Source organism: Nostoc sp. C96 (genome assembly GCF_059384975.1).
In genome coordinates, this window is sequence record NZ_CM182020.1 from 4,108,814 (window position 1) to 4,127,982 (window position 19,169).

Consider the following 19,169-nt stretch of genomic DNA (forward strand, 5'->3'; position numbering starts at 1 on the left):
AAATTTGTAGTTATTTACTTTGAGAATTTATAACTCAATTTAAATATTTTATTTAGGAAAGAGAGTGGGTAATACCCACTCTGACTCGATGAGGGACTGAAAACTCAATCAACTTTTAGGAGGCAAACTTGAAAAATTTGCGGTAAGCAATAGAAATAACCCGCTTTTCTTGCTTAATTTTAAATTTGTGGATTAATTCTTCAAAGCTACCAAAATATTAGCGGTGATTTCTTCGCTGAACTCTCCGGAAGGTTCAACTTCTAGTAATGCTGCTTGTAAATCTGCTTCAAATTTTGGAGCATTATCACCAAAGAAAATCTTCAATGCAAAAGCTGTAGTGTATAAATAGCCAAGGTAACTAGAGACTGTCCAAGTTTTTTGAAATGGAACTTCAAACACTTCTTGACGAGCAAAAGCAGAATTAGCAATTACCACTTCATGCGGCGGATCTACTGGTTTACGAACACCTTGTCCTCTTTTTCCAGTGCGACGTTCTTCACCTAGCCATTTTTTCACAACACCAATAGCAGCTTGTTTCCACGGAAGGTTACTTGACCAGGGATTCTCATTAGTATTAATCAGTGCTAATCCACCATCATCAGCAAGTAGCTCATAAATTTTTGCTAATACTAATTCTCGCTCCATCCAATGAAAAGCTCTACCGATTGTGACTAATTTAAATTCCCCTAAACTAGAGTCAATCAGTTCTGCTCCTTGTTCTAGCCAAGTTATATTATTTGCTTCCACTGCGGCTGCTTGGCGTTGCGCTTCTTGCAACATTTCTGAAGAAGGATCTATCGCAATTACCTCTACAAATTGAGTCCGCAAAGGAATAGCAATTAATCCTGGGCCACAACCTAAATCTAAAAGTCTGCCTTGACCGTTAAGCTTAAATATTTCTGTTAATTTCTCAAATAAAGCAGGTGGATATTTAGTTCTGTACTGAGCGTAACCTTCCGCCGCACCTTCAAATAAGGTTGGGTCATAATTAGGAAGGGTTTTTAATGCTTGTACCATTATGCAATTTCCTTTCAAGTTAGGAAAATAGGATGGACATTTAATCATGTCCACCCTAGAGTTAACGAGTAGACAACTGTATTGAAGTCAAAAGTAAAAAGAGAAAAGGCAAAGGTATGTTTTACTTTTGACTTACTATTTCCTAATTCACGCCGTGTGCAACTTGCTCTAAATAGTCTAAAAAAGCGGGTGAAAATTCTTGCGGATGGACATCAGGATCAATGATGTGATAACCCAATTTTTCCCTAATCTGCGCCGATTTAGATTTTTTCGGGCGTTCTAATGCAATAGTCATCGGAATAATCCCGATTGTATATTTTTCAGTACATGGCGGAGATGGTAATGTTTTTTAACTCAGACTAGAAATGATGCCAAATTATTTCACCATCCAATCTGATAAAGCAAAATCTGACTGCGCTAACTTTTGCGATACCAGAAAATTTTTCGTACCTTCTAAGAGTTTCACTCCTTCAGATGGAAATGGTTCTTCAGGAACTTGATTAAGTGGGTACGATGTCTTGATAATGTTGACTGGATATTTACTAGTCTCGGCGTGATATTTGTAATATTCTTCGGAGTTAGCTTTTAAATCTTTGACGGATGTTGTCAGGATTGTGTTGAATTTCTGAGGAAAATCCGGCTTTTGGGCGAGAAACTTGTCCGTTGCGACCACTAATGATGTCCCCGACAAACCATTGTGATCTGCTGATGAATCAATCACCGGAAACCCTTGGGATTTGAGAAAAGGCCCCATATCGCTAGAAGTTGCATAAGCTGCAATGTCACCACGTTCTAAAGCAGACTTGGCCTCAGTACTCATTAAGTGAACAACTTTGACTTCTTTAGCAAGTTTAGTCTGATCTAGTAGACCCAACAGGTAACGGTGCATATATGAACCTTTTTGGGTAGCTACTTTCTGTCCTTTAAGCTCAGTTAAAGAATTTGCCCCATTTTTTTTCGCTACTAGCCAAGCAGTGTTATTAAATTGAGTAATTCGCAACAACTTGGTATGAATACCCCTAGCTTTCAAAACTATAGCTGGTGTATCCCCTAAAAAACCCACATCTATCTGTCCTGCAACCAGAGACTCATTTAAATCTGGCCCGTTACCAAATCTGGCAAAGGTAACGTTTTGAAATCCAGATTTTTGTAGTTCTCGTTCTAATATTCCCTGTTTTTTTGCCCAACCTAGTGGCCCTGTAGGTTCTGCACTACCCACATAGCCTATGCGTAAGGTAGTTGTGGTAGGGCTAACATTTTCAGCTTGGACTCTAGAATTATTACTCCCTTGACTACACGCTGTTGTTAGTAGCAGCAGGAAACAAACAACTACAGTTGATATTTTTCTTTGACTGATAAAACCAGTCCCTACTGCAAACGACAACATATCTACTTTCTCCGTTGTGGCATAGAAATTCAGACGTTAGGAGCAATCATTCAGGATTCTGAATATTGTTTTCTCCTCATTTCATCTGTTTTAAAACTTGAAATGTTTGATCGGTTTTGGCGCTGGAAGTTTGTTTTTTTCCCCAACCGATATTTTTGCGGTAACTACCAAGTAAACCTGCTTCCGCCAACTCTGCTTCGTTGACTGAGGTTTGTAGCTCGGTGTCTGGTGATACATAAAGAGCGTCAACAGGGCAATACAATTCGCACATAAAGCAGGTTTGACAATCACTCTGACGTGCGATTGTGGGCGGTGCATCAGGTACAGGATCAAACACGTTAGTAGGGCAAACGTTAACGCAGAGATTACACTGAATGCAGCGTGACGCGCTGACTAACTCAATCACGCTGCTACTCCTGTTGTTAATAAAGATTTATTGGTGTTGCTGAGTGGTTGAGTTTTTACCCAAACTTGATCTAGACCACCACTAATTAAGTAATGTTGTTGATTAGCATCTTGTTGGGGATAGTCTTGATGTTTGTGCATTCCTCGTGTTTCTTTGCGTTCCAAGGCACTGCTGTACATCCATCGTGCTGTAGCTACCATTGCGGCGGCTTCTCGCGCTCGGATGAGTTGACTGTCTTCTATATGGGTATCGCGGATAATCTGCCACAAGCTATTTAGGCGGGAAAGAGAATCAGATAAGCCTTTTTCTGTGCGGAAATAATTGCGATTGTAGGGGAAGACTTCTGTTTGTACTGCTTGGATGAATTCGTTGATGTTTGGACTAAAAGAGTTGTCGGCTTTTGGCTGCAACACTGCTTCACCCACACCATGAACCTGGCGTTGATGTGATTGCTGTCCTAAATTGAAGGCGTACTCGGCAGCAGAATTGCCGGCCCAATAACCGGAGGAAATCGCCCAAGCTGCATTATGGCTACCACCACCTGTAAACCCACCACAAATTAGTTCGCGGGTAGCAGCATCACCAGCTGCATAGAGTCCTGGTACAGAAGCGGCGCAGGTTTCATCAAGAATCCGAATTCCCCCTGTACCGCGCACTGTACCTTCTAGGCGTAAGGTAATGCGGAAACGTTGGGTAAATGGGTCTATTCGCGCTCGGTCAAAGGGTAAGAAAAAGTTGGGCTGTGCTAACCGCATAGATGAGCGCATCTGTTCGGAAGCTTGATCTAAAATGGCGTAAACTGGCTGTTGCAGTAAGGTTTCAGCAATGACAGAGCGGCCACGTTGGGAACCTGCGCCGGGTATTGGCGTGCCATCTTCGTAGGTAAAGGTAGCCCAGTTGTAGAAGAGGGTTTTGGTGACTGAGGAAAAGGCAGGAGAGATGCCGTAAGCATTGGAAAACTCCATACCCGACATTTCGGCACCTGCTTCTGCCGCCATCAAGTAACCATCCCCAGTTAGGATGTTGCACCCTAACGCTTTGCTCAAGAATGCACAACCACCGGTGGCGATGATAGTTGCTCCTGATATTACTCTCCATTTTTCACTAGTTTGACGGTTAATCCCAGTTGCGCCTGCAACTTTGCCTTCTTCATCTACTAGCAGTTCTAAGGCGGGGCTGTGGTCTAATATTTTTACTCCAGCGCGTTGAATTTGTCGCCGCATTAGCCGCATATATTCTGGGCCTTGGAGCGATCGCCGATAAGGTTTACCTTGATCATCAGTGGGAAAAGGATAACCCCACTCAGCTAATAAGTTGACGTTCGTAAATGTCTGATCCAAAACACGCTTCATCCAACGGCGGTTGGCTAAGAATCCCCCCAATGATTCTCTGCTCGCCATCGCAGTTTCTCGCGCTTCTGCTTCGGGCGGTACATACCAAACTCCATTGCCAGAAGCCGCCGCACATCCCGACGTGCCACAGTAGCCTTTGTCTACTAATACCACCCTCGCCCCACCAGACACAGCACTCAATGCAGCCCATGTACCTGCTGGGCCACCACCAATTACAAGTACATCTGCTTGTAAATTGAGTGCAAAATTATTTACTAACGTCTTCAACATTAACCTTCTCTCCCTTCGATAGCTGCACACCGGAGAAAATTTTTCCCTATTTGCCTAACTGCTTACTAACAGCCTTAGCTTGTCAGTTTTTGTGGCTGATTGCCAGCAGATTTACTTGTAAATTACTACGGTAACTTGACCAGTTTACCGTAGTTTAGCCATAACGAAGTCTCTCATGGTTCTCTAAAAAAAGCAAGCCTCTTAAATCAATTTCTAAGTAACGTTATATGAAGCAATCTTTATGCCTATAAAAAGGGCTTGCTTTTTACATTAGTTTATGCAAACATCACAAGAGTAATCTTTAACAACATAATATCTATCGATTTACCGTTGTTTGCTTATCTATCATCAACGATAAACCACAATTAAGGCTATTTCTACATCAGGGCTAATCTGACTCAAGGAATAGCTGAGTTAAGGAAAACCGCTAGTAAGTAGATATTCCGAGATAATATCACCAGATTTACAAACTGAATTATGCCAGTTAAAAATTTTCAATAAAAAATACATGCTGATATCAAGCCACTGTTGATTTGTCATAAAATTCGCATAAAAATTCAAAAATTTAGCTTGACAAATACACTATAAAATCCGAAAAAATTAGTCATCAACAATATTCTTTGATTTATTCATTGTAGTTGAATTAAATGACTCATAAAATTAAAGAATATTGCCAGAATCAAGTTAGGCTGGAGAATTTCCAAAAGATAGCTCTTACTAATCAGAGATAGTAGCTATCAAGAATCTGTTGTGAATTCAAGAAGAAGTAGATTGATAACTAACAAGTAAATATTTCAATCAAGCAAACTGGAAAAGAGAAATTCCTGGAATGTTCTATATCCATGTTTGCTCTTAAATCAGGTTCTATGACCTTTTGCCAGAACATAAATCCAGATTGTGCGAGAAACAACCCATGTCTAAGTTTTTGTGGAACTATTTGCTAGTTATCCCTACAGTTTTTTATGGACTTTTATTTTTACCTTCAGTAGCGAATGCAGATGTTACAACACAGGAGACTGTACCAACAAAAATTATTTCGCCTACACCTGTAGTTACTCAAGACCAAGAATCGGCTAATTCACCAACCGAAATCACAGGACAAGTCACATCAGTGTCGCAACTATCTGATGTTAGACCGACAGATTGGGCATTTCAGGCATTACAATCTTTAGTTGAGCGCTACGGTGCGATCGCCGGCTATCCAGATGGCACATTCAAAGGGAATCGTGCGTTAACTCGCTATGAATTTGCCGCTGGGTTAAATGCAGCACTTGACCGCCTCAGTGAATTAATTGCTTCTAATACGGCTGATTTAGTTAAAAAAGAAGATTTAGAGACCTTACAAAAGCTGCAAGCCGAATTTGCCCCAGAACTACAACAATTACGCGCGAGACTAGATAGCTTAGAAGCGCGGACTGCGGAAGTAGAAGCCAATCAGTTTTCTACTACTACCAAACTACTGGGTGATGCAGTATTTATAGTGGCTGACACCTTTGGCGATCGCGCCAATAATCGCCCAGCTAATGATACCAAAGACGACACTCAAACCGTTTTTGGTTATCGCTCTCGGTTAATCTTACAAACCAGCTTCACGGGTAAAGATCAACTCTCAACTATCTTATCAAGCAACACTATTCCTAACTTGACTAGCAGTACTGGCACAGCCATGACCCGCTTTACATTTGATCAGGGTACTGAGGAAGGAGTATATCTGAGCCAGTTAGTCTACCGTTTTCCTTTTGGTAAAAATGCCACTATTTGGGTAGGGCCGAGGGCATTGCAACCAGCTATCTATGCTCCAACCTTAAACTCTTCTATTGGCGGTTTAAATGGCGCTGTTTCTCGATTTGCCACCTTTAACCCGACCGTTTATAGACCTGGTTTTGACGGTGCGGGTGCGGCTTTAGGATATAAATTTAGCAATCAAGTGCAATTGAGTTTAGCTTACACAGCAGATAACACTCAGGCAAGTAGAGCCAGTGGTGAAGGTAACGGATTTGCTGATGCCAATAACATCATATTTAGTCAACTGACCATATCACCTAGCCGTCAGTTAGATATTGGTCTTGCTTACGTACATAAATATTTTGGGACTAGAACTGGGTTTAACCTAACTGGTGGTACAGGTAGTGCTTTCGCTAGAAATCCGTTTGAGCAAAACTCCACCTCAACCGATAATTTTGGGCTGCAATTTAACTGGAGAGCAAGTCGCCGCTTTGTTGTCGGTGGTTGGTTTGGTTATACACTAGCTCATCAAGAAAGCGGCCCTAATAATGATGCGACAATCATAAATGGCGCACTCACCTTGGCTTTTCCAGACTTATTTAAAGAGGGTAACGTCGGTGGATTTATTGTTGGTGTACCGCCAAAAGTTACCAGCAACGATTATCGACCTAGACCAAACGCAGCAAGTCGAGAAGATCCCGATACGTCTTTACATTTAGAGGCTTTCTATACATTTCGAGTTAATGACAATGTGCGGGTGACACCAACTTTTTATGTGATTACCAGTCCAGAACATAACGATGCTAACAATGCTATTTGGGTAGGTGCGCTACGGACTACCTTTAGTTTCTAGAGCAGAAAATCAGAATTTGTCAAATTGGGACTTGCTTTTTCCATAATTTCCTGTAAAATCATGACTATAAAATACGGTAACTCTACCGATTTACAGTAGTTTTATGTAGTCTTAATAACAATAATGCAAATTCTTTGGTTTATTCCCACGGCGCGTGACGGACATTATTTAGGAACACAACTTGGAGGACGTGATGCGACTCCAGAATATTTACAGCAAATTGCCCAAGCTGTAGATAACTTGGGTTATACGGGGGCATTGTTACCCACAGGGCCTTTTTGCGAAGACGCTTGGATAACTGCGGCCTCATTAATATCTGTCACCAAGCGGATGAAATTCCTAGTAGCAATTCGTCCCGGCATTAGTTCGCCCACCTTTGTTGCCCGCATGACCGCAACATTTGATCGAATGTCACATGGGCGATTGTTAATTAATGTCGTCACTGGTGGAGAACCAAAGCAATTAGCAGGAGATGGCTTACATTTGAGCCATGACGATCGCTACGACTTAACTGATGAATTCCTCACAGTTTGGCGGGGAATCATTAGTGGCGAGGCAGTTGATTTTCAAGGTAAATATCTCGATATTCAAGGCGGTAAACTGTTATTTCCGCCCGTCCAAAAACCCTATCCACCGCTGTGGTTTGGCGGTTCATCAGCAGCGGCAAAGCGAGTTGCAGCCAAACATATAGATACTTACTTAACGTGGGGAGAACCGCCTGAACAAGTAGCCCAAAAAATTGCTGAAGTTAAACAACTAGCAGCCGCACAAGGTAGAACAGTGCGTTTTGGTATTCGCCTGCATGTAATTGTGAGGGAAACTCAGTCTGCCGCTTGGGATGCAGCCAACGAGTTGATCAAATATATCGATGAAGATGCGATCGCTCAAGCCCAAAAAGCCTTTGCTAGTTCCGACTCCGAAGGGCAGCAACGTATGACACAGCTACACAATGGCAGTCGGGAAACCTTAGAAATTAGCCCCAATCTCTGGGCTGGGATTGGCTTAGTGCGTGGTGGTGCTGGTACAGCTTTAGTGGGCGATCCCGATACTGTTGCCGCCAGAATGTTGGAGTATCAACAACTGGGTATAGAAACCTTCATCTTCTCTGGCTATCCCCACCTAGAAGAAGCTTATCGTACTGCCGAATTATTATTCCCTCACTTGCCTTTGCAGAGTGAACCAACACTAAACACACAACCAATATTGACTTCTATTGCCAGTGAAAAATTTGCTAAACAATTAACGAGTGCCTCATGACTATTACCTTAAAAAACACCAAAAATCTCAGCATCTCGCTCAATGAATTACTCCAAAATCAGCAAATCCAAAAAATAGTCCCTTGGATTGTCCCAATTTTAGTAGTAGTGCTTTGGGAATTGTCATCAAGAACTGGTTTACTTTCTAATCGCATTTTACCTGCACCAAGCGGTGTAGTAATTACAGCATTTAAATTAGCTGCAACCGGAGAATTATTTCAGCATATAGGCATTAGTGCTGGACGTGCCATTTCTGGTTTTTTAGTTGGTGGCAGTATTGGTTTTAGTTTGGGATTACTTAATGGGATTTTTCCCCTAGCAGAAAAACTATTAGATAGTTCACTGCAAATGCTGCGGACAATTCCCAATTTGGCATTAATTCCCCTAGTAATTTTATGGTTTGGCATTGGTGACCAAGCTAGATTATTTCTTGTATCTATGGGGGTGTTTTTCCCTCTTTATCTAAATACATTTCATGGCATCCGCAGCGTTGACCCAGGCTTGATAGAAATGGGACGAGTCTATGGATTAAAACCAGTACAACTTTTGTGGCAAATTATTTTACCAGGGGCATTATCTTCAATTCTTGTGGGTGTCCGCTTTTCTTTAGGAATTATGTGGTTGACATTAATTGTTGCCGAAACAATTGCCGCTGATTCTGGCTTAGGTTATATGGCGATGAATGCCCGTGAATTTATGCAAACTGATGTCGTAGTTTTGAGTATTTTTATTTATGCCCTACTGGGTAAATTAGCAGATGCTACTGCTAGATTCTTAGAAAGAAAATGGTTAGCTTGGCATCCTAATTATCAAAATTCTTAGGCAGAATCAAGCTAACACAAAATAACAATGTAGTCAGGAGATATTATGAGTTATCAACCACAAGGAACACAACTAAGTATTTTGGATCTGACAAAAGCTTTTGGCAAAAAAACTGTTTTAAATTCTATTAATTTAGAAGTATCACCAGGAGAATTTGTTGCTATTGTCGGGCGTAGTGGTTGCGGTAAAAGTACCTTATTACGCCTTGTGTCAGGGTTAGAAAAAGCAAGTGCTGGCGGGATTCTGTTAGATGGCGAACCATTGCGGAAACTGAGTAGTTCCGTCAGAGTTATGTTCCAAGACCCACGATTGCTGGAATGGAAGCGCGTCATTCAAAATGTAGGGCTAGGATTACAAGATGGTTGGCGTGAAAAGGCGCAGTGGGCGCTAGAACAAGTGGGATTACAAGATAGAGGCGAAGAATGGCCATCTGTACTCTCTGGTGGACAAAGACAGAGAGTATCTTTAGCTAGAGCATTAGTCAGTCAACCCCGCTTATTGTTATTAGACGAGCCTTTAGGAGCCTTGGATGCGCTGACTCGGATTGATATGCAGCGATTGATTGAAAAATTGTGGCAAGAGCAGCAGTTTACAGCTTTTTTAGTCACTCACGATGTCGAAGAAGCGGTAGCATTAGCTGACCGCGTGATTGTGATTGAAGATGGCAGAATTGCTTTAGATTTACCTGTCAATCTTCCACGCCCCAGAGATAGGGGTAATGAAGCATTTGTTAGCATCAGAGAAACGATTCTTGACCAAGTAATGAATCGGGAAGGTAGCTATGCGTATAAACAGTTATTGCAGTTAGGTAGTTATTAAGTTTCAAAGAAATTGAAGCCCAAACGAAAATAACCCTGTAATTCGGTAACTTAAGATGAAGATCATTTTGCCTATCGAAATCGCTGCCGAAATTGAGCCACATCTACCATCAGATATCAAAGTTGTACTGGTTGATAGTGATGGCAATCTTGATCATGATGCGACTGAGGCCGAGATTTATTTAAGTTGGTTTTTTCTGAAAAGCCCAGTTTTGCATCGTGTATTAGCAGCAGCACCCGCATTACGTTGGCATCATGCGCCGAATGCAGGGGTAAATCATATTTTGACTCCGACTTATTTAGAACGCGACCTCATCCTCACCAATGGTGCAGGAGTTCATGCGATTCCCATTGCCGAATTTGTCTTAACTTATATACTTGCCCATGCTAAGAATCTGGCAGATTTGCAAGCTTTGCAAGCTGAACACCAGTGGAAAAGAGGTTTTCCGATTCAAGAATTGACGGATGCTACTTTGTTAATTATTGGCGCGGGCGGGATTGGTCAAGCGATCGCCTCCCGCGCTAAAGCTTTTGGGATGAAAATTATTGGTACTCGCCGTCATCCCCAAGAACTAGAAAATTTTGACAAAGTGGTGGGTGTAGATGAATGGCGATCGCACCTCCCGGAAGCAGATTATGTCGTAGTTGCGACACCACTCACCGCCGAAACTCAAAATTTAATCAATGAGGAAGTATTGCGATCGCTACCGCCTCATGCTTATTTAATTAATATTGCTCGTGGTGCTGTAGTTAACGAACCAGCATTAATCAAAGCACTCACCGAAGGTTGGATTGCTGGGGCTGCTTTAGATACAGTAGTGACCGAACCTCTACCATCAGACAGTCCTTTGTGGTCGGTTCCAAATCTTTTCATTACCCCTCACTGTTCTGGTCATTCTCCAAAAGTTCAACAGCGTTCAGTGGAACTGTTTCTTGATAACTTCCACCGCTACCAAACTGGTCAGCCTTTACGCAATGTGGTAGACAAGCAAGCAGGATATTGAAATTACAGAATGGGGATGGCGAGTAATCCCCATTCCCAAATCTAAAATTAAACGAGATGTTGCAATTAGCAGACAATCATCAAAATCACATCAGCTTAATTTTGGGAAATAAACCTGCCCTAGAGGCGTAAGAGCAGGCAAAGAAAATTTGTATCAGGAATTCCGTAAAATAGCATTCAACATTATCTGCCGTGCTGCATAACTCGTTGATAATTCTTCACTTGCAAATCAATACCAGTGATTGCAGTGCCAACTACAACAGCGTAAGCACCTAAATTTAAAGCGTGACGTGCCATTTGCGGTGAAGAAATTCCGCCTTCACAAATCACCGGAATCTTTAACTCCTCTAGCATTTGTGTCAGCAGTTCCCAACAAGGCGGAGAATCATTATTAGTTTTGGGAGTATAGCCATAAAGAGTTGTTGCCACAATATCTGCACCTGCGGCGGCGGCGGCTTTAGCTGACTCAATTGTATCCACATCAGCAATAACTGGTTTGCCTAATTCCTGATGAATGCGGGTAATTATATCTACTACTGTCTCACCACCAGGACGATGCCTTGTCGTCGCATCGATCGCAATTATATCGGCTCCAGCTTGAGCAACAGCAGCAGCATGATCAAACTGAGGTGTAATGTATACATCATACTTAGGGATTATTTGCTTCCATAAACCAATAATCGGAACTTTCACGCCCTCTCTGACAGCATTGATATGAATTGGTGTATCGATGCGGACACCAACAGCCCCATTATTAACAGCAGCCTGTGCCATTGCAGCTATAATTTTTGGTTCATGCAGAGGTGAATCAACAGGCGCTTGGCAAGATACAATTAGTCCTTGTTTTAGGGTTGTAAATGAGTTTTCATTTGTCATTGGTTAATAGTCAATAGTCAAAACTTGTTCTCTCAGCACGGGCTGAACGCCCCGCTACCGCCAACAGCACTAATAAATTAGGACTCAGCACTTAGCACTTTTGCTGACTGAGTAGGTATCCAAACAGTAAAAATAGAGCCGATACCCACTGTGGATTCTACTTCAATTCGACCACGATGCAGTTCTACAAGTTGTTTAGTTAATGCCAAACCAAGTCCAGTACCTTCATAACGGCGACGATAGGGTGTATCAAGCTGCTGAAATTTCTCAAACATTAATGGTAATTGCTCTTCAGCAATGCCAATTCCCGTATCTTCAACTTGAAAAACAGCAGTATGATCTTCTACCCAAATTCTCAAAGTCACACTGCCATCTTCAGGTGTAAATTTAATGGCATTAGTTAACAAATTCCAGAGAATCTGTTCTATGCGTTCAGCATCAGCACTAAAGCGATCGCGCCTTGGATCAATTTGTAAATCCAGTTTAAGATTAACTTGTTCGTTAGTGGCCTTATCTCTTAAGATTGCAACAGCATTTTCTGCCATTTGTGCTAAAGAAAATTCATTAATATTTAAAGCTGTTTTGCCAGCCTCGATTTGTGATAAATCCAGGATGTCATTAATCATTTCTAATAAATGTTCGCCACTGTCGTGGATGGTTTGCAGATAATCTCGCTGTCGTTGGCTCAACTCACCGATAGGCCAGCGCAACAACGTAGAAGACATCCCAATAACATAAGTTAACGGCGTAAGTAATTCATGGCTAATGGTGGCGAGAAATTCATTGCGTAAACGACTAGCGGCTTCAGCTGCTAACAAAGCATCACGTAAAGCCATTGTGCGTTCTAGCACCCGTTGTTCGAGAGTTTGTTTTTCTTGAGTGAGCGATCGCATTAACTCAGATTGATGAATGGCGATCGCCAATTGTTCTGCAATGGAAGTCAATAAATTTCGTTCGTTTTCATTCCACTGGCGAGGACTTTCACATTGATGAGCAATTAACAACCCCCAAAGTTTTTCCTCAAACATAATTGGGGCTGCTAACTTTGCCCTGACACGATTAGCACGAAGAAAATTTAACAAACACTCTTCCAGAGCATAAGTTTTTTCCACATCTTCAACCACTAAGGTAAAACCTTGGCGATACTTATCCCAACAAGCAGAATTGCGTGTAAAGCAATTTGTTTCTGAATAATCTAACACCGAAGAAATCGCATCTGTCGCCTTAGCTTCATAAACTATACAACCCCCATACTTGTACCAGTCTTGTATAGAGGGTTGAGAATGATTTTGCTGATTAAGCGTTAAGTTTTGGGTATTGACCCTTGGCCCTTCAAATTTATATATTACTAACCTGTCTAATTTCAAAAAATCACGTACTTGGGCGATCGCTGTTGCCATAATGACTGGCAAATCTAAACTTTTGCGGATCTGAGTTGTAACTTGATTTAATAATCTTTCTTGAGAAATTTGTTTTTGCAAAGCAATTTCAATTGCTTGACAGAAATTTTCGCCCTGATTTGCGCTTAAAGCTTCTGTTACTGCCTGATTCTTGTGTGGCAGCAGATATTCTAATAACAATAGCGTGAATTGACTTTGAAGCGTAGCATCATTAGGGCGGAGAATTTGACTGTAGAATTCCAGATTGTGACGCGTATCAGAATCACTTGCAAACAAATCCTTCAATTTGCCAACAAAGGAGGCGATCGCTTCTGAACTAAAAGTCAAGCTAGTGCTGATTGGGGCGTAGGAAGTAGAGAGTTGTGAATGCTGAGTTATAAATTCTCCCCCTGCTCCCCTGCTTCCCGGCTCCTCTGCCTCTCCTGCTTCCCTGCTCCCTTGCTCACAGGTTCCTAACAAAAGCGCACTAAACTGATCAGAAACCACCAATGTGAATCTTTGACCTTGCCATTCTTCAGATATGATAATCCTTGCCAGTACAGCTTCTGTCAGCACTAGCACAGAATTTTCCACAGATTGAGCCATTTGCTGTAACAATTCCCCAAGCTGATTAAATACAACTAAAGGCAAATTTTGAGAAAAGCTCAAATCAGGTGAACTAAGCATTTTCAAAGGTCAGGTAAAAGGGGATGAGGAGCCAGTGACTTGGAGAGATGACCTCTCTTTGAGCAACTGGTTGTGCTAGGGTGGAATGTTTTTGAATCGGGTTATAACCAACAGTTTAAGACGGTAAGGCGGGATTATGCACCGGATAAATGCTAAATCAGTCGGGTGGAATCAGTCAGAAGGTTTAATTTTTGTAGAACAAACTCCAGCGCCGTTTGTGTTTATTACGGCTGCGGATACTGACATTCAAACTTTGGCAGCAGCAGTTACCAAATTACCGACAAATTTTCCTGCATTAAGAGTCGCTAACTTATTGCAGTTACAACAACAAATCAGTATTGATGCTTATAGCGAGCAAGTTTTGGAACTTGCTGAGGTAATTATTTTACGTCTTTTAGGCGGACGTGCATACTGGGCCTATGGTTTAGAAGTGGTGCAGGAAATTGTACAACGTAACGGTACCACCTTAATTGTAATGCCAGGAGATGACGCGCTTGACCCGGAATTAGTCTCTCAATCTACTGTTTCTGTCGATATTGTGAACCAAGTATGGCAATACTTCAGCGAAGGTGGTGTTAATAATTTTGTGAATGCGTTGAAATTTATTGCTGATAGTTGCTTAGAGACATCCTTTAATTCCTTACCACCGCAAATTGTTCCTCGTGTTGGGTTGTATGAATGGGGAGAGATGAGGCAGGGAGGAAAAGAAGCTGGGAGTAAGGGAGATGAATTTTCCCCTCTGCCCCCTGCTCCCTGCCCCCCATCCTATCTCTCGCTCCCTAAAGTAGGCATTTTGTTCTACCGCGCTCATTATCTATCAGGAAATACTAAGGTGATTGACGCTTTATGTGCAGCCTTAGCTCAGAAAAACTTACAACCAATCCCAGTTTTTGTTTCTTCGCTACGTGACCCCAGTGTTCAAGATGAATTAAGCGAATTTTTCCAGCCCAAAGATACAGAACAAATCGCCATCCTGTTAAATACCACCAGTTTTTCCTTAGCGCGTTTAGATACAGAAGCACCCGAAACAGAACTGTGGCAAAACTTAGATGTGCCAGTGTTGCAAGTAATCCTGAGTGGTGGTTCCGTTGAACAGTGGGAGTCACTGTCTCAAGGGTTATCACCCCGTGATATTGCTATGAATGTGGCACTACCAGAGGTAGATGGCAGGATTATCAGCCGTGCAGTGTCCTTCAAAGCTTTGCAAACACGTAACTCTGATCTAGAAACGGATGTAGTCGTTTATGAACCAGTGAGCGATCGCATTGATTTTGTCGCTCAACTGTCCGCTAATTGGGTACGCCTCAGAACTAAACCACCCCAAAAACGCCGCATTGCTCTAATTTTGGCTAATTATCCCAACCGCGACGGTCGCCTCGCCAATGGTGTTGGTTTAGATACACCAGCTAGTTGTGTAGAAATCCTCAAAGCCTTACAAATTGCTGGTTATGAATTAGATAACTTACCAACAGATGGTAAAGAATTAATCCAACTTCTGACAGATGGTGTCACCAATGACCCCGAAGCCAGAGAGTTACGACCAGTTCGGCAAAGTCTTTCAAGTGAAGCATATCAGAAATATTTCGCCTCATTACCAGAAACAATCAAGCAAAGTATTAATGAACGGTGGGGAGTCGGGAGTCAAGAAGCATTCCCCATTCCTGGAATCCAACTCGGCAATATTTTCATAGGTATTCAGCCAGCGCGGGGTTATGACCTTGACCCTAGTTTGAATTATCACGCCCCAGATTTAGAACCAACCCATGCGTATTTAGCTTTTTATTACTGGGTCAGAGAATGTTTTGGGGCTGATGCAGTGGTACACGTCGGCAAACATGGCAACCTGGAATGGCTACCAGGGAAAAGTTTGGCTTTATCCAGCAATTGCTATCCCGAAGTTGCTTTTGGTGCAATGCCCCACCTGTACCCGTTTATCGTCAACGATCCGGGTGAGGGTTCCCAAGCCAAACGCCGCGCCCAAGCGGTGATTATCGACCACCTCACACCACCAATGACTCGTGCAGAACTGTATGGGGCTTTGCAACAATTAGAAAACTTAATTGATGAATTTTACGAAGCCGAAAGTTTAGACCCTTCAAGATTACCCGCAATCCGTGATCGCATCCGCGAACTAGTCATCAAAGAAAACCTCCACCTCGACTTAGGACTCAATACCAAAGTAGAAAATACTTCATCACAAGACCCTTCACTTTTGCCTTTTGACTTTTCACTTTTGCCTTCACTTGATGGTTATCTATGCGAACTCAAAGAAGCCCAAATCCGCGACGGCTTGCATATTTTTGGGCAATGTCCCCAAGGTAGACAACTGCGAGACTTAATAGTTGCGATCGCCCGTATCCCCAACCGCCATTCCATCGGCATCACCCGCGCCCTGTCCCAAGCCTGGGGATTAGACATAGATCCCCTAACAGACGAATTTAGCTCCTTATTCATCCTCCCAAACTCTCACTCCGCGCCTCCGCGCCTCTGCGTGAAACTTAACTCCTGTCGCACCATCGGCGATGTAGTAGAACTCCTAGAAGAACAAGCCGCCGAACTAGTAGAACAACTCCCCACTCTCCCCCCTTCCCCCCTCTCTACAACCCTAGACTGGATCAACTCAAAACTCCTCCCCGCCCTCCAACAAACCCCCGCCGAACTTACCAACTTACTCCACGGACTTGATGGCGGATACGTCCCCAGTGGTGCTTCCGGCGCACCCACACGCGGCAGACCAGAAGTTCTCCCCACAGGCAAAAACTTTTACTCAGTAGATATTCGCGCCTTACCCACAGAAACAGCCTGGGATGTTGGCAGAAAAGCAGCTGAGAACTTAATCGAAGCCTATACCCAAGAGCATGGAGAGTATCCCAAAACACTGGGATTATCTTTGTGGGGTACAGCTACTATGCGGACTGGCGGTGATGACATTGCCGAAGCTTTGGCATTGCTGGGTGTGCGCCCTGTGTGGGATGGTGCAGCGCGGCGAGTTGTAGATTTTGAAATTTTGCCGTTGTCAATTTTGGGTCGTCCCCGTGTGGATGTCACCTTAAGAATTTCTGGATTTTTCCGCGATGCTTTCCCTAACTTAATTGATTTATTTGAGCAAGCAGTTATAGCAGTCGCCGCCTTAGATGAATCTCCAACAGAAAACCCCTTAGCGGTGCAAGTTCAGCAAGATACAGAGTATTGGGTAACACAAGGTTTAACAGAACAAGAGGCAACAGTGCGATCGCAATATCGCATTTTTGGCTCCCAACCAGGGGCTTACGGCGCAGGAATTCAAGGTTTAATTGAATCGCAAAATTGGACTGATGACCAAGATTTAGCCCGCGCCTATATCAACTGGAGTTGTTACGCCTACACCAGCATTACTTCTACCCAAGACAAAGGCAAACTCACCGGAATTGCTGCACCAGAAGCATTTCAACAACGTTTACAACAAATGCAAATTGTCCTGCACAACCAAGACAACCGCGAACACGACTTACTTGATTCTGATGATTATTATCAATTTCAAGGTGGTTTAACAGTTGCCGCCCGTTCTCTGCAAGGTAAGAATCCGCAAATTTATTTTGGTGATAATTCTATTCCCACTAATCCACGCATTCGCCAACTCAAAGAAGAAATTGCGCGGGTGTATCGTTCTCGCGTGATTAATCCTAAGTGGATTGCCGGAGTTATGCGCCACGGTTATAAAGGTGCCTTTGAAATGTCAGCAACCGTTGATTTTTTATTTGCCTACGATGCCACAACTAAATGCGTAGAAGACTATATGTATCAAGGTATAGCAGAGTCTTATTTATTTGATACAACCATTTCAGAATTTATTCAGTACAATAATCCTCATGCGTTGCGTGATATTGCTGAACGATTACTTGAAGCACACAAGCGCAGTTTATGGGAGGATGTAGATATACTGACACTAGAAAATTTAAGAAATTTAGTACATCAAGCTGAAGCAGCCATCGAAGAAAAATACATCCCAGATCAATATTAATGGTGTAGGAATGAACTATGGACAACCTTGCATATTTGCACCTAGCATTTGCCTATGAAGACTGTGAATCCAGTGAATTGGTGTTGCTGAGTGATTTGTTAGACAAAGCCTCAGCACCAGACTGGAGGAAACTTTCTGGTAAGGCTTGGAAGTATATGTTACCTCTGGCGCTGACCTTGTCTATTCTCAGTAGTGTCAATAGTGTCTTGGCTCTAGAACGAGGAGATCAAGGCCCTTCTGTCAGAAATCTGCAACAAAAGTTGCAACAAGCAGGCTTTTATCAAGCACAAATCACCCAAGTTTACGATTTTCCCACCGAAGAAGCTGTCAGACGCTTCCAAAAAGCTGCGGGTTTACCAATTGATGGGGTGATGGGAGCCACCACACTCCAAAAATTAGATAACTGGCGTAAATCATCAGCAAATAGCCAAGCAAAAAAACCAACAGTTGTGCGGACATCTCAAACAACTAAAGTTGCGGCTGCTAGTACACCAGTCCAAAAAACCACAACCCAAGCCACCAAGCGCAGTAATTCTCAATACCTGATGAAAGGTGATGAAGGGGAAGAAGTGAGGGTTCTGCAAGAACGCTTGCGGGTAGCAGGTTATTACTACGGGAATTCTACAGGGATATTTGGCCCAATTACCGAAGAATCTGTGAAGCGTTTCCAAGATGCTTATAAGCTAAATGTTGATGGGATTGTTGGCCCTGCAACTCTTAGCAAATTGCCAGGAAGAGGTGTAGGTTTTGGTGAAGATACTCCGCCAAAACGAGCAGCTGATCGAGACAATCTTCGTATGGGCGATCGCGGTGAAGCTGTCAGAATTGTGCAAGAACAATTAATTAAAGCCGGATATTTACAGGGAGAGCCAAATGGCTACTTTGGTTCTTATACCTCAGATGCGGTACGTCGCTTTCAAACAGATAATTACTTAGCCGCCAGTGGAATTGCTGGCCCCACTACCAGAGCTAGGCTATATAGCAAGGTGAACAATGCGCCTAAGAGTGACTTTAGTGTTTTAGAAATTCAACGGCGACTGCGAGACAAGGGCTTTTATAAAGGGAAGCTTAACGGTGTTATGGCCGACGATACAAAAAAAGCAATTAAGCAAGCTCAGGAATTTTACGGTGTCAGTCTCAGTGATATTAGAAGCGGACGCTTTTAACATCCGCTTATATTTATCAATGTGAATCCCCAAGCCGTTACTTCCCTCCGATAACTCTGCCAATTTTAGATTTATCTTGGTCTATCACCCATTGAGTCTTAGATTGGCTAATTGATCAATCCAAAATCCAAAATTTAAAATCCAAAATTCTT

The 19,169-nt window shown here is 42.7% G+C and carries 14 protein-coding genes; 7 read left to right on the forward strand and 7 right to left on the reverse strand.

Annotation, left to right across the window (positions count from 1 at the left end):
* Positions 1 to 192: 192 nt before the first annotated feature.
* From AC504W_RS17590 to AC504W_RS17610, 5 genes are all read right to left on the reverse strand, one after another.
* A complete protein-coding gene (locus AC504W_RS17590) occupies positions 193 to 1,017 on the reverse strand; it encodes a class I SAM-dependent methyltransferase (RefSeq protein WP_494873551.1) in 825 nt (274 codons plus the stop codon).
* Between the two features lie 142 nt (positions 1,018 to 1,159).
* Positions 1,160 to 1,312, reverse strand: a complete 153-nt coding sequence (locus tag AC504W_RS17595; protein WP_494873552.1) for a hypothetical protein — start codon at positions 1,310 to 1,312, stop codon at positions 1,160 to 1,162.
* 81 nt (positions 1,313 to 1,393) lie between these two features.
* Positions 1,394 to 2,404, reverse strand: a complete 1,011-nt coding sequence (locus tag AC504W_RS17600; protein ID WP_494873553.1) for an ABC transporter substrate-binding protein — start codon at positions 2,402 to 2,404, stop codon at positions 1,394 to 1,396.
* Between the two features lie 76 nt (positions 2,405 to 2,480).
* The gene (locus tag AC504W_RS17605; protein WP_494873555.1) at positions 2,481 to 2,810 is read right to left on the reverse strand and encodes a 4Fe-4S binding protein; all 330 of its coding nucleotides are present in this window, start codon (positions 2,808 to 2,810) and stop codon (positions 2,481 to 2,483) included.
* Entirely contained in the window at positions 2,807 to 4,432 is a 1,626-nt protein-coding gene (locus AC504W_RS17610) for an FAD-dependent oxidoreductase (RefSeq protein WP_494873556.1), read from the reverse strand. Before AC504W_RS17610 ends, AC504W_RS17605 begins: the two co-directional genes overlap by 4 nt.
* Before the next feature lie 913 nt (positions 4,433 to 5,345).
* Between AC504W_RS17610 and AC504W_RS17615 the strand changes: the two genes are divergently transcribed.
* From AC504W_RS17615 to AC504W_RS17635, 5 genes are all read left to right on the forward strand, one after another.
* Positions 5,346 to 7,010 (forward strand): iron uptake porin, encoded by a 1,665-nt coding sequence (locus tag AC504W_RS17615; RefSeq protein ID WP_494873557.1) that lies wholly within the window; start codon positions 5,346 to 5,348, stop codon positions 7,008 to 7,010.
* Between the two features lie 123 nt (positions 7,011 to 7,133).
* Positions 7,134 to 8,267: an FMNH2-dependent alkanesulfonate monooxygenase gene (gene ssuD / locus AC504W_RS17620; RefSeq protein ID WP_494879372.1), complete on the forward strand. Its 1,134-nt coding sequence runs from the start codon at positions 7,134 to 7,136 to the stop codon at positions 8,265 to 8,267.
* Complete coding sequence (gene ssuC / locus AC504W_RS17625; RefSeq protein WP_494873559.1) at positions 8,264 to 9,088, forward strand: aliphatic sulfonate ABC transporter permease SsuC; 825 nt, start codon at positions 8,264 to 8,266, stop codon at positions 9,086 to 9,088. Before ssuD ends, ssuC begins: the two co-directional genes overlap by 4 nt.
* 45 nt (positions 9,089 to 9,133) lie before the next feature.
* Complete coding sequence (locus AC504W_RS17630) at positions 9,134 to 9,907, forward strand: ATP-binding cassette domain-containing protein (protein WP_494873560.1); 774 nt, start codon at positions 9,134 to 9,136, stop codon at positions 9,905 to 9,907.
* Between the two features lie 55 nt (positions 9,908 to 9,962).
* Positions 9,963 to 10,910, forward strand: a complete 948-nt coding sequence (locus AC504W_RS17635; protein WP_494873561.1) for a D-2-hydroxyacid dehydrogenase — start codon at positions 9,963 to 9,965, stop codon at positions 10,908 to 10,910.
* A 182-nt stretch (positions 10,911 to 11,092) separates the two neighbouring features.
* Here AC504W_RS17635 and AC504W_RS17640 read toward each other — a convergent pair whose 3' ends face one another.
* Together AC504W_RS17640 and AC504W_RS17645 are read right to left on the reverse strand one after the other, a co-directional pair.
* Positions 11,093 to 11,785, reverse strand: coding sequence for an N-acetylmannosamine-6-phosphate 2-epimerase (locus AC504W_RS17640; RefSeq protein ID WP_494873562.1), 693 nt, complete (start codon positions 11,783 to 11,785; stop codon positions 11,093 to 11,095).
* 77 nt (positions 11,786 to 11,862) lie between these two features.
* Positions 11,863 to 13,851, reverse strand: coding sequence for a GAF domain-containing sensor histidine kinase (locus AC504W_RS17645; RefSeq protein ID WP_494873563.1), 1,989 nt, complete (start codon positions 13,849 to 13,851; stop codon positions 11,863 to 11,865).
* Positions 13,852 to 13,987: 136 nt separating this feature from the next.
* Here AC504W_RS17645 and cobN point away from each other — a divergent pair, with 136 nt between their 5' ends.
* The gene (cobN, locus tag AC504W_RS17650) at positions 13,988 to 17,851 is read left to right on the forward strand and encodes a cobaltochelatase subunit CobN (RefSeq protein ID WP_494873564.1); all 3,864 of its coding nucleotides are present in this window, start codon (positions 13,988 to 13,990) and stop codon (positions 17,849 to 17,851) included.
* A 17-nt stretch (positions 17,852 to 17,868) separates the two neighbouring features.
* The gene (locus AC504W_RS17655; RefSeq protein ID WP_494873565.1) at positions 17,869 to 19,017 is read left to right on the forward strand and encodes a peptidoglycan-binding domain-containing protein; all 1,149 of its coding nucleotides are present in this window, start codon (positions 17,869 to 17,871) and stop codon (positions 19,015 to 19,017) included.
* Positions 19,018 to 19,169 lie beyond the last annotated feature (152 nt).